This window comes from Egicoccus halophilus, from assembly GCF_004300825.1.
Lineage (GTDB): Bacteria > Actinomycetota > Nitriliruptoria > Nitriliruptorales > Nitriliruptoraceae > Egicoccus > Egicoccus halophilus.
The window spans coordinates 3,009,404-3,033,115 of the sequence record NZ_CP036250.1 but is presented as its reverse complement, the minus strand read 5'-3'; the positions used below and the strand labels follow the sequence as shown (position 1 = coordinate 3,033,115).

Here is a 23,712-nt window from a genome sequence, read left to right as displayed (position 1 = left end):
GGACGACGCGTGGCTGGTCACCGGGAACCGGATCGTGCGGCGTCGAGGCGGCCGTCGCCGAGCCGTCGCGCGAGCGTGCGCATCGCCACCGTGCCCACCACGGGCCCCGGCACGAGCACCAGGAACGCCGACCGCCAGCCCACGGCCTCGACGAGCAACGGGACCCACCAGATCGTGGGGACCGTGAGCACGTAGCCGAGCGCCAGCTGCAGGGTCACGGCGGTCCCGACGTAGCGCTGGTCGGCCAGCTCGGTCACCAGCGTCGAGAACTGCGCCGAGTCGGCCACCACCCACAGGCCCCAGAAGACGACCACCGCCACCACCAGGGCGGGCGGCCCACCCCAGACCAGCCCCGCGACGACGGCGGCCGACCCCGAGGCGACCAGGGACACCGAGGCTGCCAGCGGCCGCCCGCAGCGGTCACCGAGCACGCCGCCCAGGACCGAGCCGAGCGCGCCGGCACCGATGGCGGCGAAGGCGACCGACGACGCGGCCCTCGCTCCCGCGGTCGGTGACGCCCCCGAGGCCTCGAACGATGCGGCGAGGTACACCGCCACCCACGCCCACATGGCGTACAGCTCCCACATGTGCCCGAAGTAGCCGTACGACGCCAGCCGGACGTCGCGGTCGGCGAGCACCCGCAGGGCCTGACGCGGTTCGAACCGGGCCCGGGGGAACGGGAAGGGTCCGTCACGGCCGACCAGCGCGAGCACGCCACCGAGCAGGCTCGCGGCGGAGGTGGTGACGATCACCACCCGCCAGTCCAGTCCACCGACGGCGCGCACCAGGTGGGGCAGCGCCGAGCCGAGCGTGATCGCACCGACCATGATGCCCAGGGCGAGCCCGCGCCCGCGACGGAACCAGGTCGACATCGCCTTCATCGCCGGCGGGTACACCGCCGCCAGGCACAGCCCGGTGGCGAAGCGCAGCAGCGTGGCCGTGCCGGCACCGGAGGCCACCAGCAGGCCGAGGTTGGCCGCGGCCGCACCGGCCGCGCCGGCCGCGACGACCCGACGCGCGGGGAAGACGTCGGCCAGGGACAGGGTGGCGCTGAGCACCGCCCCGACCACGAAGCCGACCTGCACCGCGACGGTCATCAGCGCGGCGCCGGCCGGCGTCAGCGACCACCGCAGCTGGAGCTCGGGCACGACGGCCGAGGCCGAGAACCAGGTCGCCATGGCGAGGAACTCGGCGGTGGCCAGCGACCCGAGTGCCCGCCAACGTCCGGGCGGGTCGGGTGGCAGCGTCGAGAGGGTCACCGGCCGCACCGTAGCGCCGACGTGGCCGGGGACCGGCGGCCGTGGCCGCCGGTCCCCGGGGCCTCAGTCGGCCGCCTCGAAGCTCAGCCCGATCAGCACCCACTCCATCGGCGAGCGCGTGGTCCCGCGCACCGGCACCGTGCGCTCGTCGTCGGTGGTGCTCAGCACGGTCGAGGTCCGTACGGAGCCGCCCTCGGCGTCGGCCACGGTGTTGAGCACGTTGGTCTCGAGGTCGTCGGCGGGGGAGAAGTCCTCGGTCCGGCCCGCGTGGAATCCCAGGACCAGCCCGTCGGCCGGGGCGTCCAGTTCCAGCTCCGCCGTCTCGGTCGCCTCGCTCCCGGTCTGCGCCGTGGCGAAGTCCGCGACCGGGCCGACGCCGGCCACGCCGAGCGCCTGCGCACTGACGTTGGTGCCCGCGGACAGTCGCAGCTCGAGTCCGCCGTCGTTGTCCGTGGTGCCGTCCTCGGCCGCGCCGTCGTTCGCCGGCGTCCCGAACCAGATCTCCAGGCCCAGGTTGCCGCCGTCGTCGCTCTCGCGGATGGCGCGTTGCCAGCGGCGGCCGTCACCCTCGATCCGGGTGACGCCGACCTCGTCCTGGGGATTGACGCGACGCACCGTGACCGCGACCACCGCGAGCTCGTCGTCGCCGAAGCTGGCCGCGGGCAGCTCGAGTCGGTCGGTGTCGAGTCCGGTGGCCTCGTGGGTGGCCGAGACGAACGGGCCGTCGACCTCGGCGACCTCCACCGGGAGCAGCCGCGGCAACGACCACCGGCCCTCGTCGTCGCGCACCCGCAGCAGGAACGGGTGCACGCCCGGCGTCAGGCCGTCGGTGGAGCGGCGCAGGATCGGCTCGTCGCCGACGGGGTCGCCGGTGCCGTCGGTCCACTCGAAGGCGGTGATCTCGCCGTCCGGCGCGATCGACCCGGTCGCGTCGAGCACCACGTCACCGCCGAGCGGGACCGGCTCCTGGGCCGTCGGCTGCGCCAGGGGGGCGTGCTCGTGGGCCTCCCAGTCGATCACCTCGAAGGCGTCCATCGGCAGGGCGCTGATGGTGTCCTCGTCGATCCGTCCGTCCCAACCGGCGGTCTCGTCGTACTCGGCGTAGATCTTCGGGCGGCCGGCGATGTCGATCAGGATCATCCCGTACTCCTGCAGCGCCCGGGCGATGACCAGGCCCTCCTCCTCGAGTCCGAGCTCCCGCAGGTCCTGCTCGTCGAGGGAGGGGTCCAGGCGCAGCCGCGCACCCTCGGGCAGGTCGACCCCGGCCTCGCCGGGCCCGTCGCTCTTGGTCGCCGGGAACACGAACTCGGGGCTGGGCGTCGGATAGGCGAACGCGATCGCGTGCTCGATGCGCCCGCGCTCGATGTCGTCGGGACGGATCAGTCCGGTCAGGTAGGGCACGCCGGCCCCGCGGCTGCCGAAGCCGTCGGGCGGGACGGCGTTCCAGTCGACGTGGTAGCGGTAGCCGTTGGTCGCGACGAAGCCGTCGTCCTCCGGCTGCAGCTGCCAGAAGCCCCACTCCTCGCCCGTGTCGGTGTTGACCACGACGATCTGGGCGTCGGAGCCCCGCGCGGCGGCGGCGCGGTCGGGAATGGGGACCTCGACCGTGGGGGTCTGGATGCGGTCGAGGCCGGTGCCGTGCGCATCGACGTCCGAGAACAGGTGCAGGAGCCGGACGGGCACCGTCGGGGTGTCTCCGTCGACCTCGTAGACCGGCAGGGTGTACTGGCTCACGTCACTGGTCAGCGGTCCCTCGATCCGCTCGAGGAAGGCGTCGGTGTCCGGGTGCACCGGCGCGTCCGCGGGGAGCGGGGTGTTCCACGGCGAGTCCGCGCTGTACGGGTGCACCGAGCTCCAGGGGGCCTCCGGCACGTCCACCGAGACGGCGTCCTCGGTCGTGTCGTCGGGCTGTGGGTCCGGTGGGGCCTCGCGGTCGGGAGCGGCCTCGTCGGGATCGTCCGCCGGCGGGTCCGGCGACACGAGCAGGGCCACGACGACCCCGACGACGGCGAGGCCGACGACGGCGGCCACCAGTGGTCGCACGCGGCGGGTACGCGGCGTGCCGGATGTCTCGTTCGGTGTCGTCATGCCCTCCCTGAAAAGGATGCGGCGACAGCAAGGACGGACGCGGTCGACCCGGGCGCGTCGAGGAACGAGCGTCCCCCGGCGCCCGGCAACCGCGTCGGGAGATCGACGGTAACGTGCGTCCGCGGCCACGACCGTCGTGACCCGGCCGTCGGTCTCCCGGCCGAGCCGAATCGCACGCCCGGCCCGGCCGAACGGCAGCCCGGTCGGATGGCCCCCCGCAGCCGGACCGGCCCCGAGGGGTGTGGCCACACCGGCCACGACACTCCCCGACGTGCGGACGGGGGAGCGGCGACGACGTGCCGTACGGTGCTGTCACGCGCCAGTACCGGTCGGCGCCTCCAGGTGCAGCGACGCACCGATTGCACCGCTTGCCCCGGCCGGCCTCACGGCCGCCGCCTTCTTTCGGCGCCCGCTCCGATGTCGTCCCACGACGGCCGGGCGACGCGCCGATCCCGTTTGGACCGCGACCTTGTTGGAGGGAGCTTGCTCCACCGTCCCAACCCCGACCTGCACCACTTCCTCGAACTCGAACTGGCTCGCAGCCGCCGCTTCGACATCCCCGTCAGCGTGCTGGCCTTCGAGGTGCCCGAGACGTCCGACGCGCGACGTTGGCGTCGCCGTCGACGCGACGGCACCACGTTGCGGGCGCTGGCCAACCGGCTGACCCAGCACGTGCGAGGCTTCGACGCGGTCTTCAGCGACGTGGACGCGCGACGGCTGATCGTCGTGGCCGCCGGCTCGCCGCCGGCGGAAACCGAGCGACTGCGGGACCGACTCGCCGCGCAACTCGACGCACACCAGCGTCCGGTGGCCTCCGGCGCGGCGTGCTTCCCCGCCGACGGCAGCCGCCCGGGTGAGCTGCTCGAAGCGGCGGTCGCCCGCATGCGCACGGACGACCACCACGAGGATGACGACACCGACGCCACGTACCTGGAGCGTTCGGCATGAGCGAGCTGGTCGCCGACACCCCCTCCTCGGAGGGCCCCGTCGCGACGCCGACGCTCCGCGCGGTCCCGACGGAGCCGCCGCCGCCGCGCAGCGCGCTGGAGCTCGTGCCCTGGCTGGCCCGGTACCCGCGTCGCCCCCGTCCGGGGCGCGCCTACCGGCCGGTCAAGCGGTTCGTCGACCTCGCGTTCGTGGGGCTGACCGCACCGGTGTGGGCACCGCTGTACGCGGCCAGCGCCGCCGCCGTCAAGCTCGACTCGCCGGGCGGACCGGTGCACTTCTCGCAGCGCCGCACCGGGACCGACGGCCGGCGCATCCGGGTGCACAAGCTGCGCACGATGGTCCCGGACGCCGAGGAACGCAAGGCCGAGCTGGCGCACCTCAACGAGCGCGAGTGGCCCGACTTCAAGATCACCGACGACCCGCGGGTCACCCGGGTCGGACGCGTGCTGCGGGCGACGAGCCTCGACGAGATCCCACAGATCCGCAACGTGGTCAAGGGTGACCTGACGCTGGTCGGTCCGCGTCCCTGGTCCAAGACGCCCGACCACCACGACCGGTGGCACCTGGAGCGCTACGCGGTCCGCGCGGGCCTGACCGGGCTGTGGCAGGTCGCCGCCCGGGGCGCCGACTCCTTCACCGAGCGCATCCGGCTCGACGTGGCCTACAAGCAGCGCCGTTGTCTCCGGCTGGATCTCGAGATCCTGCTGCGGACCGTGCCGGCGGTCCTCCTGCGCCGCGGCGCGGTCTGAGCCCGCAGGGCTCGTCGGCGACGCCGTACGGCCCCTGCCGACGTCCGCGTCCTCGCACGGCCCCCTGCCGACGTCCGCGTCCTCGCGCCGCGAGGAGCCGGCAGCCCACGCATGGTCCCTCTGCGCCGCTCGCCCCTCCACCCGTTCTCCTCCCCCGACCAGCATCGGAACCGACATGTACGCGATCGTGACCGGAAGCGCCGGCTTCATCGGCAGCCACGTCAGTGAGCGACTGCTCGCACAGGGCTTCGACGTGCACGGCGTCGACTGCCTGACGCCCTACTACGACCCGGACGTCAAGCGCGGCAACCTGCGTGAACTCGAGGCGAACGACCGGTTCACCAGTGTCGAGGCCGACCTCCGCACGGCCGACCTCGAAGAGCTCATCGACGGCGCCGACGTCGTCTACCACCTCGCCGCGCAGCCCGGCGTCCGCGGGTCCTGGGCCGATGGCTTCCAGCGCTACGTCGAGCACAACGTGCTCGCCACGCAGCGGTTGCTCGAGGCCGCCCGCACCACCGACCTGTCGCGGCTGGTGTACGCGTCGAGCTCCTCGGTCTACGGCAACGCCGAGCGCTACCCGTGCCAGGAGAGCGACGAACCGTCGCCCCACAGCCCGTACGGCGTGACCAAGATGTCGGCCGAGCACCTGTGCCGTGCCTACGCCGACAACTTCGGGCTCGAGACGGTCTCGTTGCGCTACTTCACCGTCTACGGCCCGCGGCAGCGTCCGGAGATGGCGGCCAGCCGTCTCATCGAGAGCGCGCTGACCGGCGAGCCGTTCCCGCTGTTCGGTGACGGTTCCGCGGTGCGCGACTTCACCTACGTCGGCGACATCGCCCGCGCCACGGTCGACGCCGGTCTCGCCGACGTCCCCGCCGGCGAGGTCATGAACGTCGGTGGCGGCGCGCCGGTCAGCGTGGCGCAGTTGATCGACCTGGTGGCCGAGGCCACCGGCCACGAGGTGCCCGTCGACCAGCACGGTGCCTCGCCCGGCGACGTCCAGCGCACCGGTGGCGACACCAGCCGTGTCGGTGAGGTCCTGGAGTGGGAGCCGCACACGGACCTGGCCGAGGGTGTCCGCCGCCAGGTGCAGGCCCAGAGCCACGAGCTCGCCCTCGCCTGAGCGACGCATCCGACTTCTCGTCTCGAGGTCTCCATGGAATCGACCGCCACCATCCTCCGCAGCCTCCGGCGCCGGTGGCCGCTGCTCGTCGTGACGATCGCCGTCGCGGTGGCGGCCGCCTGGGTCGTCACCGACCAGCGCCCGCAGGAACACCGGGCCAGCAGCCGCCTGCTCGTCGGTCCCGACAGCAGCGACGCGCCCGTTGACAGCCTGCGGGCGGCCGGGCTGGTCGGGCTGACCTATGCCGACCTGGTGACCTCGCAGAGCTATCTGCAGGCGGCGGCGGCCGAGGCCGGCATGAGCGGTGACCTCGACGACCTGCGTGAGCAGGTCACGGCCTCGACCAACGAGAACACGCGCGTGCTGACGATCGCCGCCGAGTACCCGGACCCCGAGGTGGCCCGGGCGATGGTCACGGCGTTGACGCAGCGCATCATCGACGTCTCGCCGCGGCAGCAACTGACCTTCCCGCCGGACCGGCTCGGCCCGGCGCTCGTCCCGCTGCCCGGCACGGTCACCGTCATCGACGGGACCGACCTGCCGACCGAGCCGCTGCAGCAGCCCGACGCGCTGCTCATCCTGCTCGCCGGTCTGGTCGCGGCGGCACTGGCGGCGACGGCCGCCGTCGCGCTCGAGATGGCCCCCTGGCGTCGTGCGCCGACCAACCTCGAGTCGCTGCAGCACCGCCGCTTCCTGGGACGGTTCCTGCTCGTGCCCAGCGGTGGCCTGCGCAGCTTCACCAACCGTCGCGCCCGTCGTCAGGCGGAACGCGAGTACCAGTTGATCGTGACCAAGCTGCAGCACCTGACCGCGAACCGGCCGCTGGACAAGCTGGCCGTGTTCGGTGCCGGGGCCGAGGACGGCAGCGCCTGTGTCGCCGGCGAGCTCGCCCGCACCTTCGCCCGATCCGGGCGGGACGTGGTCCTGGCCGACCTCACCGGCGACGACGTGTTGCGGTCCCGACTCAAGCCGGGCGGCGTCGAGCACGACGTCGTCACGGTCGACGACGTGGTGCTCGAGCTGGCCCGCGTCGTGGACGACGAGGAGGGCGGCTCGGTGCGCTACCTCGTCTCGGACGCCGTACGCGGTGCCGAGCACCAGGCTCGCACGCGCCCGGTCGCGGAACTGCTCGCCGACGTCGGCGACCTCGTGATCGTGGTCGCCCCGCCGATGCTGCTCGAGTTCGGCACCCTGCTGATCGCGGAGTCGGTCGACGGGTCGCTGGTGGTCGCCGGTGACGACAGCGAGTCGGTCGACGGCGCGGCCGAGGCCGTGGACCTGCTGCGCCGGCACGGTGCCGAGGTCCTGGGCACCGTGGTGGTCACCGCCAACGCCGATGCCGACTATCCGAAGACCGGTGCCGTCGGGTCGCCGTCGGACGTCGTCGCCGACCGCGGCACGCCCGTGCAGCGGCCGACCACCCGTGGTCACGGCCGATGAGCAACCCGCTCGCCCCGTCGCGGCGCGCCGCCGACCTGGCGCGCGATGCCGCCGTGATCACCGCCGTGCTGCTGACGGCGGTGGTCCTGGCGTGGGCGAGCGTGACCTCGCCGCTGCTGATGCTGTTCGGCGCCGGTGGCCTGGCCGTGGCCGCGGTCGTCCTGCGCCGCCCGGACGTGGCGACGCTGGTCGTCCTGGCGACGATGTACGTCAACGCGCCGGTGGTGGCGGTCAACCAGCACGGCCTGCCCTTCGTCGTGGGGGTCGTGGTCCCCTTCGCCCTGCTGGCGCCGCTCGTGTTCCATGTGGTGGTCCGTCGGGAACGCCTCCGGATCGGCGTCGCAGGTCCGCTGTTGCTGGTCCTGGCCACGTTGCAGCTGGTCTCGGCGCTCGCCGCCGACGACTGGACGACGACGGGGCCGGCGCTGCTGAACTTCCTCACCAACGGCCTGGCGCTGTACCTGCTGCTGGTCAACGTGCTGCGTTCGCCGCGCACCATCCGCCTGGCCGCGCTCACGGTCGTGCTCTCGGCGGGCCTACTGGGTCTGGTCACCGCGCTGCACGCCGGCATGTCCGACTGGCCCGGCGTGCGCTTCGGCGGCTTCAGCCAACTGGTGCGCGGGGACCTGCTCGAGGACGTCGACTGGGGGCACTACTTCAGCACCGAGGGGTTGCCGTCCGAGTTGCGGGCCGCCGGACCCATCGGTGAGACCAACTTCTTCGCCCTGGTGCTGATGCTGGCGCTGCCCTACGCGCTGGCCTTCGTCTTCGCGCCCCGGGCACGCCACGAGCGGGTGCTCGCCCTGCTGGCCGCGCCCTTCATCCTGGGCGGCATCCTGCTGACCTACTCCCGGGGTGCGCTGGTGGTCATCGCGGTGGTCGCCGGCCTGTTCGCCGTCACCGGTCTGATCCCGCGCAGCACCCTGCTCGCCCTCGGACTCGGTGGTGTCGCCGTGCTGGCGATCCCCGACATGGCCGTGCGTCTGGTGCGTCTGGCGACCGCACCGTTGCTGTGGACCGGTGGGGCCGACCAGGTCGGTGACGCGGCCCTCGTCGGCCGGTTCTCGGAGATGGTGGCCGCCGCGCACGCCTGGCAGGACCATCCCTTCCTGGGGCTCGGTCCGGGCCTGTTCCCGGCCAACTATCCGCGTTACGCGGCGGCCCTCGGCTACGACGTGCACGACGGCCCGCGGGAGGCACACAACCTCTACCTGCAGTTCGCGGCCGAACTGGGGACGGGCGGGATGCTCCTGCTCGTCGTGCTGCTGGTCGTGCTGGCCCGGGCGATGCTGCGGGCCCGACGCCAGGCAGCGAGCCCCGCGGCGCGGGCCTTCGCCGTCGCGGGCCTGGGCGTGATCGCGATGCTGGCCGCCAACGGGATGTTCCTGCACCTGGCCTTCGAGCGCTACCTGTGGCTGCACGTGGCGATCGTGGCCGCCTGGGCGGCCGAGCAGCGCCGTACGACGGACACGGCGCCCGACGGGGGGGCCCTGGCGCCGGCGCAGGAGCTGCCGGTGGAGGTGCGTGGATGAGTTCCAGCTCCCGGACCGACGCGGGCGGTGACGCGGGCGGCGACGCGGGCGGCGACGCCCCGGTCGTCGGCTCGGGCACCGCCCAGCTGCGCGGCTCGAGCCTGCTGTTCGTCGGCAAGTTCCTGGCGATCGGCGGCAACCTGGCCATCCAGGTACTGATCGTGCGCTACCTGTCGCAGAGCGCCTACGGCGCGTTCGCCTACGCGTTGGCGATCGCGAACCTGCTGACGGTCGTGGTCGGCTTCGGGCTCGAACAGGCCATCCAGCGGTTCGCGGCCATCTACGACGAGGCCAAGGCCTACGACCGCCTCGCCGGGGCGATCCTGCTCCAGATCGGCCTCGTGGTCGTGCTGGGCACGGTCGTGGTCGTGGGCACGTGGGCGAGCCAGGACCTGCTGCTCGGCATCGCGATCGACGACCGGCAGGCGATCAGCCTGCTCGTGGTCATGGTGCTGCTCGCGCCGTTGCAGGCGCTCGACGCGCTGATCATGAACCTCTTCGCCGTGTGGGCGAAGCCGATGGTCATCTTCACGCGCAAGTACCTGCTGGCGCCGGGCCTGAAGGTCGCCGCCGCCGTGATCGTGGTCCTGACCGGCGGGGACGTGTTCGACCTGGCGTGGGCCTACGTCGGCGCGACGCTGCTCGGCATCCTCGTCTACGCCCGCCTGCTGGTGCGCACCTTCCGTGACCAGAAGATCCTGGTGCGGGGACGGCGTCCGACCTTCCCGATCCGTGAGGTGGGCGGCTACGCGTTCATGGCGGTCGCCTCGGACCTCGTCGTGGTGCTGCTGTTCGCCTCGGACGCGATCCTGGTCGGCGCGTTCGGTGGCGCCGAGGACGTCGCGCTCGTGCAGGCCGTGCAACCGGTCGCCAACGGCAACCTCAACGTCTTCTACGCGCTGATCCCGCTGTTCATCCCCCTGATGTCGCGGCTGTTCGCCCGCGACGACGTCGAGGAGCGCAACGCCGTCTTCCAACGCTCGATGCTGTGGGCGCTGGTGTTCAGCTTCCCGGTGCTGACGTTGACGTTCTCGTTCGCGGACGTGACCGCGGTCACGCTGTTCGGCGCCGAGTACGGCCCCTCCGGGCCCATCCTGGCCCTGTTCGCCCTCGGCCAGTTCGTCCAGGGCGCGTTCGGCCTCACCGGGTTGACGCTCAAGGTGCTGGCACAGCTCAAGCGTCTCGCGGTCCTCAACCTGGTCATCGCCGTGGCCAACATCGGCGCGAACATCGCGCTGATCCCGCGGTTCGGGCCGGTCGGCGCCGCGATCGGCACGGCCGCGTCGCTCGTCGTGCTCAACGCCGGTCGGGTCGTGCTGCTGCGCCAGGCCACCGGCATGCGGGTGATGACCCGACCGCTGCTGCGCGCCGGGGCCCTGGTCACCGTGTTCGCCGGGGCGCTGTGGGTGGTCGGGCGCCTGGTCGCGGTGTCCTTCCCGGTGGCCCTGCTCCTCGGCGCGGTGGCCAGCATCGTGCTCTACCTGCTCACCCGTGACGACCTCGAGGTCGGGGTCGTCTTCCCGGAGCTCACGCGCCTGCCCGTGCTCCGCGCCATCGTCCGCTGACCATCCCCGCTCGAGGAGTCGTCATGCCCGCCCTGCGAGATCTCCGACTCGGCGTCGCCGTGCTCAGCGCGAGCGCCGTCGGCTACACGATGGTCGGCTATCCGTTGCTGATGGCCCTGCGTGCCCGCACGGCCCCACGGCCCCTGCCCCGGACCGACCACCGCCCGACGATCACGGTGCTGGTGCCGGCGCACAACGAGGCCGACGTCATCGCCCGCAAGCTCGACAGCATCCTCGCGCTGGACTATCCGCGCGAGCAGCTCGACGTACTCGTGGTCGACGACGGCTCGACCGACGGCACCGGGGAGATCGTGCGCCGCTACGTCGACGAGCACGGCGTGCGCTGTCTTCCCCGCACACCGCGGGCGGGGAAGATGGCGGCCATCAACGCCGGCATGGCCGAGGCACGTGGCGAACTCGTGCTGCTGACCGACGCGTCGGCGACCTTCCCGACCGCCTCGTTGCTGGCGGCCGTGGCCCCCTTCGCCGCCGACGAGGTCGGTGTCGTGTCCGGACAGAACCTCATCCGCGGGGGTGGTGGCGCCGTCGAGCAGCCGGCAGGGTTGTACTGGCGCTACCAGGAGCGGCTGCGTCACTGGGAGTCGCTGACCGGTTCGACCGTGGGCGTCACCGGCAACCTGTTCGTGTTCCGACGCGGGGACTACCGACCGTTGCCCGACGACACCATCAACGACGAGTTCGCGATCGCGATGGACGTCGCCGGGCGTGGCCGCCGGGTGCTCTACGAGCCCGAGGCCGTCGCCTACGACGAGGCGTCGGCGTCGATGGACGAGGAGATGGCCCGCCGAACCCGCATCAACGCCGGCCGCTACCAGTCGCTGGCGCGCTACTGCGCCGCCGTCGCCCGCGAGCCCTCGTTGCTGTTCCGGCTCGTCAGCCACAAGGTGCTGCGCGTGCTGACCCCGCTGTTCCTGCTGGCGCTGGCGGTCTCGTCGCTGCGGCGCGTCCCGGCGGACGGCGCCGCGCCGCGTCGACTGCTGGCCGGTCTGCACCGCTACGTGCTGCGTCCCGGGCAGCTCGCGCTGTACGGCGCGGCCGCGGCCGGGCGCCTGCTCGAACGCGCCGGCCGGCCGCTGCCGAAGGCGGTGTCGGTGCCCTACTTCTTCGTGGCCAGCAACACCGCGGCCTTCGGCGGCCTGTTGCGGTTCCTGCGTGGGGGACAGAGCGTCATCTGGCAGAAGCGCTCCGCCACGACCGGCACGACCGACTTCGAGGAGGCGGCGTGAGACGGCCGACGGAACTGCTGACGCGGCGTCCGGCGCGGCGGCGAACGCCGCGGCGCGCCGTGGCCCCCGGCGATCCGGTCCTGCTGGTCGACCTGGCCCGGTGGTTCGGCGGGACCGAGAACCGCGTCCTGCACCTCGCGACGTCCCTGCGGGCGCGTGGCTACCGCGTGCACGTGGTCTGCAGCGCACAGGGCATGTTGCTGCCGCGCCTGCGGGACGTGGGCGTGGACGTGCTGCCGCTCGCCGAAGGGCGCGGTGACCCGCGCGTGCTGCTGCGGTTGGTGACGATCCTGCGGCGCCTGCGTCCCGTCGTCGTCGACACCCACGGCGTGCACTCGCAGTTCTGGGGGATGCTGGCCGCGACGCTGTGCCGTACACCGTCGCGGGTGGTGACCGTCCACAGCGAGTACGGGCGTGAGCAGGCCGGGCTGCGTCGCGGCCGGTTCTACGACTTCGTGCTCCAGGCGTCACAGCGGGTCCGGGCGCGGTTCGTCGCGGTGTCGCAACCGGTGCGCGCCTATCTGCACGAGCTCGGCGTGGACGACCGCGACATCCAGCTGATCTGGAACGCCGTGCCGCTGCCCGACCCGGCCGACTTCGGGGACCGGGACACGACCCGTCGGCAGCTGGGCGTGCCGCAGGACGCGTTCGTGTGCACCACGGTCGCCCGGCTGCACCCGAGCAAGGGCCACCGGTTCTTCGTCGAGGCACTCGCCGGACTCGCCGAGCGGCGGCCGAACCTGCACTGGGTCGTCGTCGGTCAGGGCGGCGAGGAGGCGGCCCTGCGTCAGCGCGTGCGTGAACTCGGTCTCGAGGACCGGGTGCATCTCGTCGGGTTCCGTGACGACGTCACCGCCCTGTTGCACGCCAGCGACGTGTTCGTGCTGCCCTCGCTCGCGGAGGGACTGCCGCTGGTCGTCGCGGAGGCCACGCTGCAACGCACACCCGTGCTGGCGTGCGCCGTCGGCGGCCTGCCGCACGTCTACGACCAGGAGGAGGTCTGGCTCGTGCCGCCGCAGGATCCCGCGGCGCTGGCCGCGGCGGTCGAGCGGCTGATCGACGAACCCGACACGCGCGCGGAGCTGGCGCGGCGCGGGGAGCAGGCGACCAGGGAGCGCCTGCTCACCGAGACCATGATCGACGAGACGCTCGAGACCTACGTCGCCGCCGGCACCGGTTGACGTTCGACGGCACGCCGACGGGGCACGACGGCGGGGGCACGACGGCGGGGGCACGTCCGGATGGACGTGCCCCCGTCGCGTGGGCAACGGCGCGGTCGCCGTGGCCAGTGCTGGTGTCGGCTCAGCGCTGGCCGAGCACGATCCCGCCCATGACCCAGTCGAGGGCGGACGACTGCGTGCCGCCCAGCGTGACCGCACCGCCGTCGACGAGTGGCGTCGCGAGCAGGGTCGTGCGCACGTTGCCGCCTCCGTCACCGACGGCGTGGCGGCCGATCTCGGTCAGGCCGGCGTCGGGGGTGAACGGCGTGGCGCGACCGACGTGCACCCCCAGGGCCAGGGTGTTGGGTGTGCCGGCCGAGAGCGCCAGCGCGGGGAAGCGGGTGTCGAGCGCGCCGGTGTCCGCTCCCGCGGACGACAGCACCCGCGACGGCGACATGCGCAGCGCCTGGGCGTTGAGGGTCCAGGCCTGCCGGTCCGTGGTCACCGTCACCGCACCTTGCGTGGGCGCGGTGCCGCTGGCCCGCCAGATCTCGACGGCGAGTTCGCCCTGGACGTCGCGGTGGCGTACGACGCGGGTCCAGGTGAGGCCGTTGCCGGTGACCTGGGTGACGTTCGTGGACGCCGGCCGCAGCGCGACCATGGTGAGCAGTTCCTCGTTCGCGCCAGGGAGCCAGTCGACACCGCTCGCCCCGGTGGCGTTCACCGCGCCGAAGGCCTGCTGTTGCAGCACGGTCGGCAGCTGGGCGACGGCGATGGTGTGGGTGATGCTGGCGGGGGTGGACCAGGTGCCGGTGGTGTCGCGTACGCGCAGGGTGAAGGTGTAGGTGCCGGGGGCGAGGTCGCGGGTGTTCCAGGTGGCCTGGACGTTGGTGGGGTTGGTGAGGGTGGTGCCGGTGGGGGCGGTCCACTGGTAGGCGGTGATGGTGCCGCCGTCGGGGGCGTAGGAGCCGCTGGCGTCGAGGGTGACCAGCGTGCCGGGGGCGACGGTGGTGCCGGCGCCCAGGGCGGCGACGGGGGCCTTGGGGGTGCGCCAGTCGAGGACCTGGAAGGCGTCCCAGGGGATGCGGCTGACGGTCGAGGCGGTGATGGTGCCCTTCCAGGCGGCGGTCTGTTCGTCCTCGATCATGATCTTGGGGCGGCCGGCCTTGTCGATGGTGTACATGCCGTACTGCTGCAGGGCGCGGGCGATGATGCGGCCCTCGCGGGACAGGCCCCAGGCGGTGAAGTCGGCTTCGGTGTAGGTGGGGTCGAGTCGGATGCGGGCGCCTTCGGGCACGTCGCGGCCGATGGTGCCGATGCCGTCACTCTTGGTGGCGGGCCAGACGAACTCGGGGCTGGGGTAGTCGTAGGCGAAGGCGAGTGCGTGGTCGATGCGGCCGGCGTCGATCTCGTCGCGTCGGACCAGGCCGGCGAAGTAGGGGACGCCGGCGCCGCGGGAGCCGAAGCGGTTGGGCGCGGTCGGGGGGACCCCGGAGAAGTTGGTGTTGTAGTGGTAGCCGTTGCGGGCGCTGAAGGTGCCGTTGCCGTGGTTGGTGAACTCCCAGAAGCCCCATTCGTCACCGGTCGCGGGGTTCCAGATCACCACGCTGGCGTCCGTGCCCGGTGAGGGCTGGGCGTTCGCCGGGATCGGGATCGACAACACCGGCGCCGAGGAGGTCCGGGTGGTGACCTGGTCGACGACCTCGGAGTAGTTGCCCGTCAGGGTCACGGTGCGCAGCGGCGTCGACGCGTCGACGCGGTACAGCGGGTAGGTGTACTGCGTCGGGTCGCTGGTCAGCCGCCGCGAGTGTCCGTCGCTCGCCGCGGTCTCGAAGCTGCGCAGGAACACGGGCGAGTCCGGATGCACCCGGGCGTCGGCCTCGATCGGGGTGTTCCACGGGCTGTCGTCGGCGTAGACCGGCGTGACCGCGGTGACCGGGGCGTCGGCGACCGGGGTGGGGGCCGGAAGGGTCGGCTCCTCGGGGCAGTCGGGGTCCGGCTCGGGCGCCGGTTGCGGCGTCGGCTCCGGCGTCGGATCGGGGGTCGGTTCCGGCGTCGGTTCCGGCGTCGGTTCGGGGGGCGACTCCTTGGTCGCGGACGCGGCCCGCCGGTCCTGTCCGTTCTGGGACGGACTGGCTTCGGCGCCGGTCGGGGCGGCGGTGTGCAGGACGGTGAGGACGAGCAACACGGACGTGGCGCGCACCGCGTTGCGGTGGCCGGTCCGGCGCAGGATCGCGAGCATGGAGGAGAGCTCCTGGGACGTCGGTCCCCGCGGGTTCGTCGGGGCTCCCCATGCCTCGGTCGATCGGCGCGTCGGCCTGAGCCGAAAACCCTGACTCGCGCGGCGGTTGTCCATCTCCTGCACAGTCGCCGGACAACGCTTGAGTCGACACCGGACGGCGCGGACGGCGCCGTCCGGTGTCGACCCCCGATCTCCGGTCGGATCGTGCGTCGCCCGCGTCGAGGACGGTGCGGTTCAGCGCGGGCCGAGCACGATCCCGCCCATGACCCAGTCGAGCGCGGTCGACTGCGAGCCACCGAGCCGGACCCGGCCGCCGTTCGGCAGCGGCGTCGCGAGCAGGGTCGTGCGCACGTTGCCGCCGCCGTCGCCGACGGCGTGGCGGCCGATCTCGGTCAGGCCGGCGTCGGGGGTGAACGGCGTGGCGCGACCGACGTGCACCCCCAGGGCCAGGGTGTTGGGTGTGCCGGCCGAGAGCGCCAGCGCGGGGAAGCGGGTGTCGAGCGCGCCGGTGTCCGCTCCCGCGGACGACAGCACCCGCGACGGCGACATGCGCAGCGCCTGGGCGTTGAGGGTTCCGGCCTGCCGGTCGGTGCGCACGCTCACCGGTCCCGGTGTGGGGAGTGCACCGCTGGCCCGCCAGATCTCGACGGCGAGTTCGCCCTGGACGTCGCGGTGGCGTACGACGCGGGTCCAGGTGAGGCCGTTGCCGGTGACCTGGGTGACGTTCGTGGACGCCGGCCGCAGCGCGACCACGGTGAGCAGCTGTTCGTCGGCGGCCGGTCGCCACGAGGGGCTGGCGGCCGCGGTGACCTGGACGCCACCGAAGGTCTGCTGCTGCAGCACGGTCGGTTGACGGACCGCCTCCACCTCGTGGGTGATGCTGGCGGGGGTGGACCAGGTGCCGGTGGTGTCGCGTACGCGCAGGGTGAAGGTGTAGGTGCCGGGGGCGAGGTCGCGGGTGTTCCAGGTGGCCTGGACGTTGGTGGGGTTGGTGAGGGTGGTGCCGGTGGGGGCGGTCCACTGGTAGGCGGTGATGGTGCCGCCGTCGGGGGCGTAGGAGCCGCTGGCGTCGAGGGTGACCAGCGTGCCGGGGGCGACGGTGGTGCCGGCGCCCAGGGCGGCGACGGGGGCCTTGGGGGTGCGCCAGTCGAGGACCTGGAAGGCGTCCCAGGGGATGCGGCTGACGGTCGAGGCGGTGATGGTGCCCTTCCAGGCGGCGGTCTGTTCGTCCTCGATCATGATCTTGGGGCGGCCGGCCTTGTCGATGGTGTACATGCCGTACTGCTGCAGGGCGCGGGCGATGATGCGGCCCTCGCGGGACAGGCCCCAGGCGGTGAAGTCGGCTTCGGTGTAGGTGGGGTCGAGTCGGATGCGGGCGCCTTCGGGCACGTCGCGGCCGATGGTGCCGATGCCGTCACTCTTGGTGGCGGGCCAGACGAACTCGGGGCTGGGGTAGTCGTAGGCGAAGGCGAGTGCGTGGTCGATGCGGCCGGCGTCGATCTCGTCGCGTCGGACCAGGCCGGCGAAGTAGGGGACGCCGGCGCCGCGGGAGCCGAAGCGGTTGGGCGCGGTCGGGGGGACCCCGGAGAAGTTGGTGTTGTAGTGGTAGCCGTTGCGGGCGCTGAAGGTGCCGTTGCCGTGGTTGGTGAACTCCCAGAAGCCCCATTCGTCACCGGTCGCGGGGTTCCAGATCACCACGCTGGCGTCCGTGCCCGGTGAGGGCTGGGCGTTCGCCGGGATCGGGATCGACAACACCGGCGCCCGCCTCGTGCGGGTGGTGACCTGGTCGACGACCTCGGAGTAGGTCCCGGTGAGAGTGACCCGTCGCGTCGGGGTCGCGGCCCCGACCCGGTACAGCGGGAACGTGTACTGCGTCGGGTCGCTGGTCAGCCGCCGGCGATGACCGTCGCTCGCCGCGGTCTCGAAGCTGCGCAGGAAGGTGCGCGAGTCCGGATGCACCCGGGCGTGGGCCGGGATCCGGGTGTTCCACGGGCTGTCGTCGGTGTAGGCACGGCGGACGGTACCCGTCGCCGTCGCGGTGACCGGGTCGGTGGCGGTCGACGCGGTCGCGGTTCCGGCGGGGGTCGCGGTGTGCAGGACGGCGAGCAGCAGCAGGACGGACGAGACACGCATCGCCGAGCGATGGTCGTTCCGGCGCGGCGAGCAGCGCATGGGAGGCTCCTGGTGGCAGGTCCCCGCGCAGTCGTCGGGGCTACCCCATGCCTCGGTGCTCGTCCGGCCCGCTCAAGCCGTGGTGCGTCCTCGCGCGGCGGTCGTGCACTCGCGGTGCCGATCCGTGCCAACGCTTGAGTCGGACAACCGGCCGGGAGCGCGACGGCACCGGCCGGCGGAACGGCCTCGCGTGCCGCCGGCGGCCGTTGCCGGGACTCAGCCGGCGACGGCGTACTCCTCCACCCGGCCGTCGGCGTGGCGGGCGAAGCGGCGCAGGTCGCCACCGTGGTTCGGGTCGTCGTCGGGCCACGGCCAGCCGCCGAACCAGGTCTGCTGGTAGTCGGCGTAGGCCTGCTGGATCTGCGCCTTGGTGTTCATCACGAAGGGGCCGTACTGGACGACGGGCTCGCCGATGGGCCGGCCCTGCAGCACCAGGACCTCGGTGCCGTCGCCGGTGTCGGTCAGGGTGACCGGCACCTCGCTGCGCACGACGGCGGCGTGGCCGCCGGTCACCTCGGTGCCGCCGATGCGGACCGAACCACCCGCGAAGACGTACAGCGTGCGCACGGTGCGGGGGTGGGCTGCCGGGCCGAGCGTCCAGGACCCCTCGGGGCTGATCGCCGCGTGGTAGATGCCGACGTCGGTGTCGGGGCGCGACGCCCACGAGTGCGGCGGCGGGGCGGGAGCTCGGTGGCCGGCGACGAGCTGCCCGGCCACGACGGTGACCTCGGTGGGGCGTCCGGCGGCGTCGAGCAGCGTGTGCTGCGGGATCTCGTGGTTCCACAGCATCCGGAAGTGGGGCTCCACCATCTTGTCGGTCGACGGCAGGTTGATCCAGATCTGGAACAGCTCGGTCTCGTTGGAGGCCTGCTTGTCGAGCAGCGGGAACATCTCGGCGTGGACGATGCCGGAGCCGGCCGTCATCCACTGCACGTCCCCGCGACCGAACCGGGCCGCGGCGCCCAGTGAGTCGGCGTGGTCCATGTAGCCCTTGCGCATGAACGAGATGGTCTCGAACCCGCGGTGCGGGTGCTGGGGGAAGCCGGGTACCTGCATGCCGTGGTACATCGACCAGCCGTCGCGACCGGAGAAGTCCATGCCGAGGTTGCGACCGGTCAACGGCGCGCACGGGCCGAACTCGTCGTCACCCTCGGGGTAGTCGTCGTCGTGGTGCACACAGAACAGGAACGGGTCCACGGTCTGCCACACGCGGTCGAGCGCGACCGTCTGCAGGACCAGGTCGTCGGACAGGATCACGGTGGACTCCTCGTGCGTACGGCCGGACCCGGCGTTCGGTGCGACCGGTACCAGCGTACGGTAGTTGCATCTGCAAGCAAGTCGGCTGCTGCGCTGCGGGAGCTCGGCCGGACTTGGCGTCGGCACGTGGACGCGCGACAGTGCAGCTCCCGCGAACCGGACCGGACCAGCTCGATGTCGCCCACCACCTCGGACGCCCAGCTCACCGCCCCACGACTGCCCGACGGGCTCGACACGCCGGCCGTGGTGGTCGACCTCGACCGGGTCGACGCCAACGTCGCGCGCATGCAGGCGCTGCTCGACGGGCGTGGCGTGGCGCTGCGCCCGCACGCCAAGACGCACAAGAGTCCCTTCTTCGCCCGCCGGCAGCTGGCGGCCGGTGCGGTCGGCGTCACCGTGGCGGTGCTCGGCGAGGCCGAGGTGCTGGCCGACGCGGGCATCGACGACGTGTTCGTCGCCTACCCGGTGTGGGCGGTCGGGGCGAAGGCCGACCGGCTCCGTGATCTGGCCGGGCGCATCCGGCTCGCCGTCGGGGTCGACTCGGTGGAGGGCGCCACCCAGCTCGGCCGGGCGCTCGCCGGTGCGGCCGACCTGCCGGAGGTGTTGATCGAGCTCGACTCCGGCGAGGGCCGCACCGGCACCAGCCCCGGGCGGGTCGTCGAGGTGGCGCGTGCGGTCGCCGACGCCGGCCTGTCCCTGCGCGGCGTGTTCACGCACGGCGGACACGCCTACCGCGGACCCGACCGGGTCCTCGGTGCCGCCGGTGACGAGCGGGACCGACTCGCCGAGGCCCTCGACGCGCTGCACGCCGCCGACGTCGAGGTGGCGGTCGTCAGCGCCGGCTCGACCCCGACGGCCGTGCACGCCTCGGCACGCCCGATCACCGAGGAGCGCCCGGGAACCTACGTGTTCGGGGACCGTCAGCAGGCGCACCTGGGCGGCTCGGACCCCGCCACCCTCGCGCTGGCCGTCGCCGCCACCGTGGTGAGCACCGCCGTCGACGGTGGCTGCGTGCTCGATGCCGGCGCGAAGGCGCTGGCGAAGGACAAGCCCGGCTGGCTCGAGGGGCACGGGGCGGTCCCGGACCTGCCCGGTGCGGTGATCACGGCCGTCTACGACCACCACGCGGTGGTCCGTCTGCCCGAGGGCACCTCGCCGCCGCGGGTCGGGGACGTCGTGGCGGTCGTGCCCAACCACGCCTGCCCGGTCGTCAACCTGACCGACGAGCTGGTGCTGGCACGCGACGGCGAGGTCGTCGAGATCCTGCCGGTCGCCGCCCGCGGGCGGACGAGCTGACCGCGGTGGGTCGCCGGACGAGGCGACGGACGTGGCGCCGGGTGGCCCTGGCGCTCGTCGTCGCGCTCGCGACGACCTACGCCGGGGCGTGGGCGACGACCGACCGCTACGGCGCCTCGCGGGCGATCGCCTGGCTCGAGGCCGACACCGGTGACCTGCACCGCTTCCCGGCCCGGGTGGTCCCCGCCGGCGACACGCCGCGCGCCCTGCCGCCGGGACCCGCGCTCGACCTCGCCGAGGCGTGGGGCGTCGACGACCCGTCCGCCGTGCTCGCGGCGACCTCGACCGCCGCGCTGCTGGTCGTGCACGACGGCCGCCTGCGGGTGGAGACCTACCTCGGCGACACCGGACCCGACACCCAGCGGACGTCGTTCTCGAGCGTGAAGTCGGTGGTCTCGACGCTGGTCGGCCTGGCGGTCGCCGACGGCGCGATCACCTCGCTCGACCAGCCGGTGACCGACCACGTGCCCGAACTGCTCGAGCGCGATCCGCGTTTCGCCCGCATCACCGTCCGGCACCTGCTGACCATGTCGAGCGGCCTGCGCTACGAGGAGCGCGGGACGCCGTTCAGCGACGACGCGCGGACCTACTACGGCACCGACCTGCGCGCGGTCGCGCTGGACGCGCAGGTGACCGGCCCGCCGGGGGAGCGGTTCCTCTACAACAACTACAACCTGCTGCTCGAGGGGCTCGTGCTGGAGCGGGCCACCGGCCAGCGGGTGTCGGACCTGCTCGCCGAGCGGCTGTGGCAGCCGATGGGCGCGGAGGCCGACGCGGGCTTGAGCCTCGACTCGACCCGCAGCGGGTTCGAGAAGATGGAGAGTGGTCTCAACGCCGTCCCACGCGACTACGCCCGCTTCGGGCTGCTGTTCGCCGCGGACGGCCGCGTCGGGGACCGGCAGGTCCTGCCCGAGGGCTGGGTCGCGCGGGCGATGTCACGGGGAGCGGACACCGGCCCGAACCCGGCCTACGGCCTGCACTGGTGGACCGGCACCTTCGACGGCGCCCCGCTGCCCGACGGGCACGCGATGGCGGTCGGCAACTTCGGGCAGTACGTCTACGTCGCGCCGGAGCTCGACCTCGTCGTCGTCCGGCTCGGTGACGCCTACGGCGACGGCGCCTGGCCCGAGCGGTTCGTGCGACTGGCCGAGCACGTCGCGGCCGGCGGTTAGGGTCGCGCCTCGTCCAGCGAGGAGCGTGCGGGTGCGGAAGCTGCGCATCGGGGTGTTGTCCACGGCCAGGATCGCCGTCGAGAAGGTGATCCCCGGGCTGCAGGGCAGCGAGCGCTGCGAGGTCGTCGCCATCGCCTCGCGCGACCTCGACCGGGCCCGCGCCGCCGCGCAGCCGCTCGGCATCGGCACCGTCCACGGCAGCTACGAGGATCTGCTCGCCGACACCGGTGTCGACGCGGTCTACAACCCGCTGCCCAACCACCTGCACGCCCCGCTGACCGTCGCGGCGGCCGAGGCCGGCAAGCACGTGCTGTGCGAGAAGCCGCTGGCGCTCGACGCCGACGAGGCCCGGACGATGGTCGACGCCTGCGAACGCGCCGGCGTGGTCTTCGTCGAGGCGTTCATGTACCGCTCGCACCCGCAGTGGTCGCGCGTGCGCGAACTGCTCGACGAGGGCCGGCTCGGGGAGCTGCGCTGGGTGCAGAGCGCGTTCAGCTACGACAACCCGGACCCGGCCAACATCCGCAACGTCGCCGCCTACGGCGGTGGCGGGCTGATGGACATCGGCTGCTACTGCATCGACGTGTCGCGCTGGTTGCTCGCCGACGAGCCCGAACGGGTCGAGGGCGCGATCCGCACCGACCCCGAGTTCGGCACCGACGTCCTGGCGACCGGGCTGCTCGCCTTCCCCGGTGACCGCCACGCGAGCTTCACCTGCTCCACGCGCTCGGCCAACGACCAGTGGGTGCACCTGGTCGGCAGCGAGGCGACCCTGACCGTCGAGCTGCCGTTCAACGCCCGCCCCGACGCCCCGACCCGGCTCCTGGTGTCCGACACCGGACCGCACGAGCCGCCGCAGGTCCTCGAGGTCCCGCCCGCCGACCAGTACGGCCTCCAGGGCGACGCGTTCGCGGCCGCGGTGCTCGACGGCGCCCCGGTCCCGACCTCCGGCGCCAACGGCGTCGCGAACCTGCGCGTCATCGCGGCCCTGCGTGCGGCGGCCGGCCCGTCCGCCGACCGCCGCTGACCCGGGCTCACACCAGGTTCACGACCGTCCCGAGGTTGGGCAGCCGGTACAGCCCGTGCGCCCGCACGACCCGGTGGGCCGCTTCGCGGGGGGACGCGCCGGTGACCACCATGTCCCGCGCGATGGCCGCGGCGACCTTCGGCGCCGCGAACGAGGTCCCCGACCAGGTCGCCCAGCCCGTGAAGTGCTCGGCGACCGTCCCGGCCACCTCGACGCCGTCGTGGTACAGGAACGTGCTGGTCACGTCGACGCCGGGTGCGCAGGCGTCGACCCAGTGGCCCCAGTTGGTGAACCCGGCCGGAAGTCCGCCGGGCTGCAGCGCCGCGACCGCGATGACGTCGGCGAAGGCGGCCGGCCAGCTCGGCCGGCAGGTGGCGTCGTTGCCCGCCGAGGCGACCAGCACGGTCTCGTCGTGGCGTCGCACGTGGCGCCGCAGGATGGCCTCCATGGCCAGCGGCACCTCGTCGTGCTCGCTGTAGCCGCCGAAGGACAGGTTCACCAGGCAGGGACGTCCCCGGTCGAAGATCTCACCGAGCGCGGCCGCGAGGGTGGCGTCGTCGCCGTCCCCGAACGACGACATCGCCCCCTCGCACCGGACCTCGGCGCCCGGCACGAGCCGGGCGGCGATCCCCGCGATGAACGTGCCGTGACCGGCGGCCCGGTCGAGGAAGCCGTCGTCGTTCTCGTCGGCGTGGTCCTCGTCGCAACGCAGGTCGTCGGCGAGCGGCGTCATCCGCCACCGCTCGGGCAGCGGCACGTGCTCGCGCAACGCGGCGTGCCGGACGGTGCGGGTCGTCCCGGCCACCTCGTGTGCCCCGTCGTGCTCGCCGTCGGTCTGCAGGCCGGTGTCGAGCACCGCGATCCGCGGTCCGCCGCCGTCGCCGAGCCGCTCCCAGGCCGGCAACGGCGTGGCCGGCGTCGCCGTCGACGCCAACGGCCTGCCTCCCGGATTGCCCTGGTACCCGGGGTTGCCCTGGTAGCCGGGGTTGCCCTGGTACCCGGGGTTGCCCTGGTAGCCGGGGTTGCCCTGGTACCCGGGGTTGCCCTGGTAGCCGGGGTTGGCGGTCAGTCCCGGTCCGTTCGCGGTGAACAGCACGTGGTTGAGGTGCGCAAGCACGCCGCGCGAGCGCAACTCGCCGGAGGCGTCCTTCGCCGCCTGCACGTGGACGCACACCACCTCCCCGTCGCAGGCCGCCAGCGGTTCGGCGTCACGCACCTCCCGGGCCCGGCGGAAGGCGGGACTGCGGTCCGCGGCGCGGACGTCCGAGGCGCGCAGCAGCACCTGCCCCCGGCGGTAGGCGAAGGGGTTCCGGCCGCCGGCCAACTCGATGCCGCGCTCGGCGAACTCCCGCGCGAGCGACACCACGCCGTCGTCGTCGCTCGTTCCCGGTCCGTCGCCGTCGGTCATGCTCGCTCCTGATGTCGTGCCGGC

At 73.3% G+C, this 23,712-nt stretch carries 17 protein-coding genes; 11 read left to right on the top strand and 6 right to left on the bottom strand.

What is annotated here, in order from left to right; genetic code table 11:
* Positions 1-17: 17 nt before the first annotated feature.
* Complete coding sequence (locus ELR47_RS13725; RefSeq protein WP_205745256.1) at positions 18-1,259, bottom strand: MFS transporter; 1,242 nt, start codon at positions 1,257-1,259, stop codon at positions 18-20.
* Positions 1,260-1,322: 63 nt separating this feature from the next.
* Complete coding sequence (locus tag ELR47_RS13720; protein WP_130650408.1) at positions 1,323-3,347, bottom strand: hypothetical protein; 2,025 nt, start codon at positions 3,345-3,347, stop codon at positions 1,323-1,325.
* 483 nt (positions 3,348-3,830) lie between these two features.
* On the opposite strand from ELR47_RS13720, the gene ELR47_RS13715 reads away from it, so the two are divergent.
* The 8 genes from ELR47_RS13715 to ELR47_RS18440 all read left to right on the top strand — a co-directional run bounded on the left by ELR47_RS13715 (position 3,831) and on the right by ELR47_RS18440 (position 13,135).
* A complete protein-coding gene (locus ELR47_RS13715; protein ID WP_130650407.1) occupies positions 3,831-4,295 on the top strand; it encodes a nucleotidyl cyclase domain-containing protein in 465 nt (154 codons plus the stop codon).
* Entirely contained in the window at positions 4,292-5,044 is a 753-nt protein-coding gene (locus tag ELR47_RS13710; RefSeq protein ID WP_130650406.1) for a sugar transferase, read from the top strand. Before ELR47_RS13715 ends, ELR47_RS13710 begins: the two co-directional genes overlap by 4 nt.
* Before the next feature lie 175 nt (positions 5,045-5,219).
* Positions 5,220-6,170, top strand: a complete 951-nt coding sequence (locus tag ELR47_RS13705; protein WP_130650405.1) for an NAD-dependent epimerase/dehydratase family protein — start codon at positions 5,220-5,222, stop codon at positions 6,168-6,170.
* 33 nt (positions 6,171-6,203) lie between these two features.
* A complete protein-coding gene (locus ELR47_RS13700; RefSeq protein WP_130650404.1) occupies positions 6,204-7,610 on the top strand; it encodes a hypothetical protein in 1,407 nt (468 codons plus the stop codon).
* Entirely contained in the window at positions 7,607-9,142 is a 1,536-nt protein-coding gene (locus tag ELR47_RS13695; RefSeq protein WP_130650403.1) for an O-antigen ligase family protein, read from the top strand. Before ELR47_RS13700 ends, ELR47_RS13695 begins: the two co-directional genes overlap by 4 nt.
* Positions 9,139-10,707, top strand: a complete 1,569-nt coding sequence (locus ELR47_RS13690; protein ID WP_130650402.1) for an oligosaccharide flippase family protein — start codon at positions 9,139-9,141, stop codon at positions 10,705-10,707. Before ELR47_RS13695 ends, ELR47_RS13690 begins: the two co-directional genes overlap by 4 nt.
* Before the next feature lie 23 nt (positions 10,708-10,730).
* Positions 10,731-11,954, top strand: a complete 1,224-nt coding sequence (locus tag ELR47_RS13685) for a glycosyltransferase family 2 protein (protein WP_130650401.1) — start codon at positions 10,731-10,733, stop codon at positions 11,952-11,954.
* Positions 11,951-13,135 carry a glycosyltransferase gene (locus tag ELR47_RS18440; RefSeq protein WP_165404084.1) on the top strand — a complete coding sequence of 395 codons (1,185 nt, stop codon included), beginning with the start codon at positions 11,951-11,953 and terminating at the stop codon, positions 13,133-13,135. The genes ELR47_RS13685 and ELR47_RS18440 overlap by 4 nt, the downstream gene beginning before the upstream one ends.
* A 121-nt stretch (positions 13,136-13,256) precedes the next feature.
* Here the strand turns inward: ELR47_RS18440 and ELR47_RS13670 are convergent, their stop codons facing one another.
* From ELR47_RS13670 to ELR47_RS13660, 3 genes are all read right to left on the bottom strand, one after another.
* On the bottom strand, positions 13,257-15,356 hold the full coding sequence (locus ELR47_RS13670; RefSeq protein WP_130650399.1) for a PKD domain-containing protein: 2,100 nt from the start codon (positions 15,354-15,356) through the stop codon (positions 13,257-13,259).
* A gap of 234 nt (positions 15,357-15,590) precedes the next feature.
* Positions 15,591-17,489 carry a PKD domain-containing protein gene (locus tag ELR47_RS13665; RefSeq protein ID WP_130650398.1) on the bottom strand — a complete coding sequence of 633 codons (1,899 nt, stop codon included), beginning with the start codon at positions 17,487-17,489 and terminating at the stop codon, positions 15,591-15,593.
* A 255-nt stretch (positions 17,490-17,744) separates the two neighbouring features.
* Positions 17,745-18,785, bottom strand: coding sequence for a pirin family protein (locus ELR47_RS13660; RefSeq protein ID WP_205745255.1), 1,041 nt, complete (start codon positions 18,783-18,785; stop codon positions 17,745-17,747).
* Positions 18,786-18,959: 174 nt separating this feature from the next.
* Here ELR47_RS13660 and ELR47_RS13655 point away from each other — a divergent pair, with 174 nt between their 5' ends.
* The 3 genes from ELR47_RS13655 to ELR47_RS13645 are packed head-to-tail and all read left to right on the top strand — an operon-like array spanning position 18,960 to position 22,280.
* Positions 18,960-20,081: an alanine racemase gene (locus tag ELR47_RS13655; protein ID WP_130650397.1), complete on the top strand. Its 1,122-nt coding sequence runs from the start codon at positions 18,960-18,962 to the stop codon at positions 20,079-20,081.
* Positions 20,082-20,122: 41 nt separating this feature from the next.
* Positions 20,123-21,253, top strand: coding sequence for a serine hydrolase domain-containing protein (locus tag ELR47_RS13650; protein WP_165404083.1), 1,131 nt, complete (start codon positions 20,123-20,125; stop codon positions 21,251-21,253).
* 31 nt (positions 21,254-21,284) lie between these two features.
* Complete coding sequence (locus ELR47_RS13645; protein WP_130650395.1) at positions 21,285-22,280, top strand: Gfo/Idh/MocA family protein; 996 nt, start codon at positions 21,285-21,287, stop codon at positions 22,278-22,280.
* Between the two features lie 7 nt (positions 22,281-22,287).
* On the opposite strand, the gene ELR47_RS18730 is transcribed toward ELR47_RS13645, so the two are convergent.
* On the bottom strand, positions 22,288-23,688 hold the full coding sequence (locus ELR47_RS18730) for a S8 family serine peptidase (protein ID WP_130650394.1): 1,401 nt from the start codon (positions 23,686-23,688) through the stop codon (positions 22,288-22,290).
* Between the last annotated feature and the right edge of the window lie 24 nt (positions 23,689-23,712).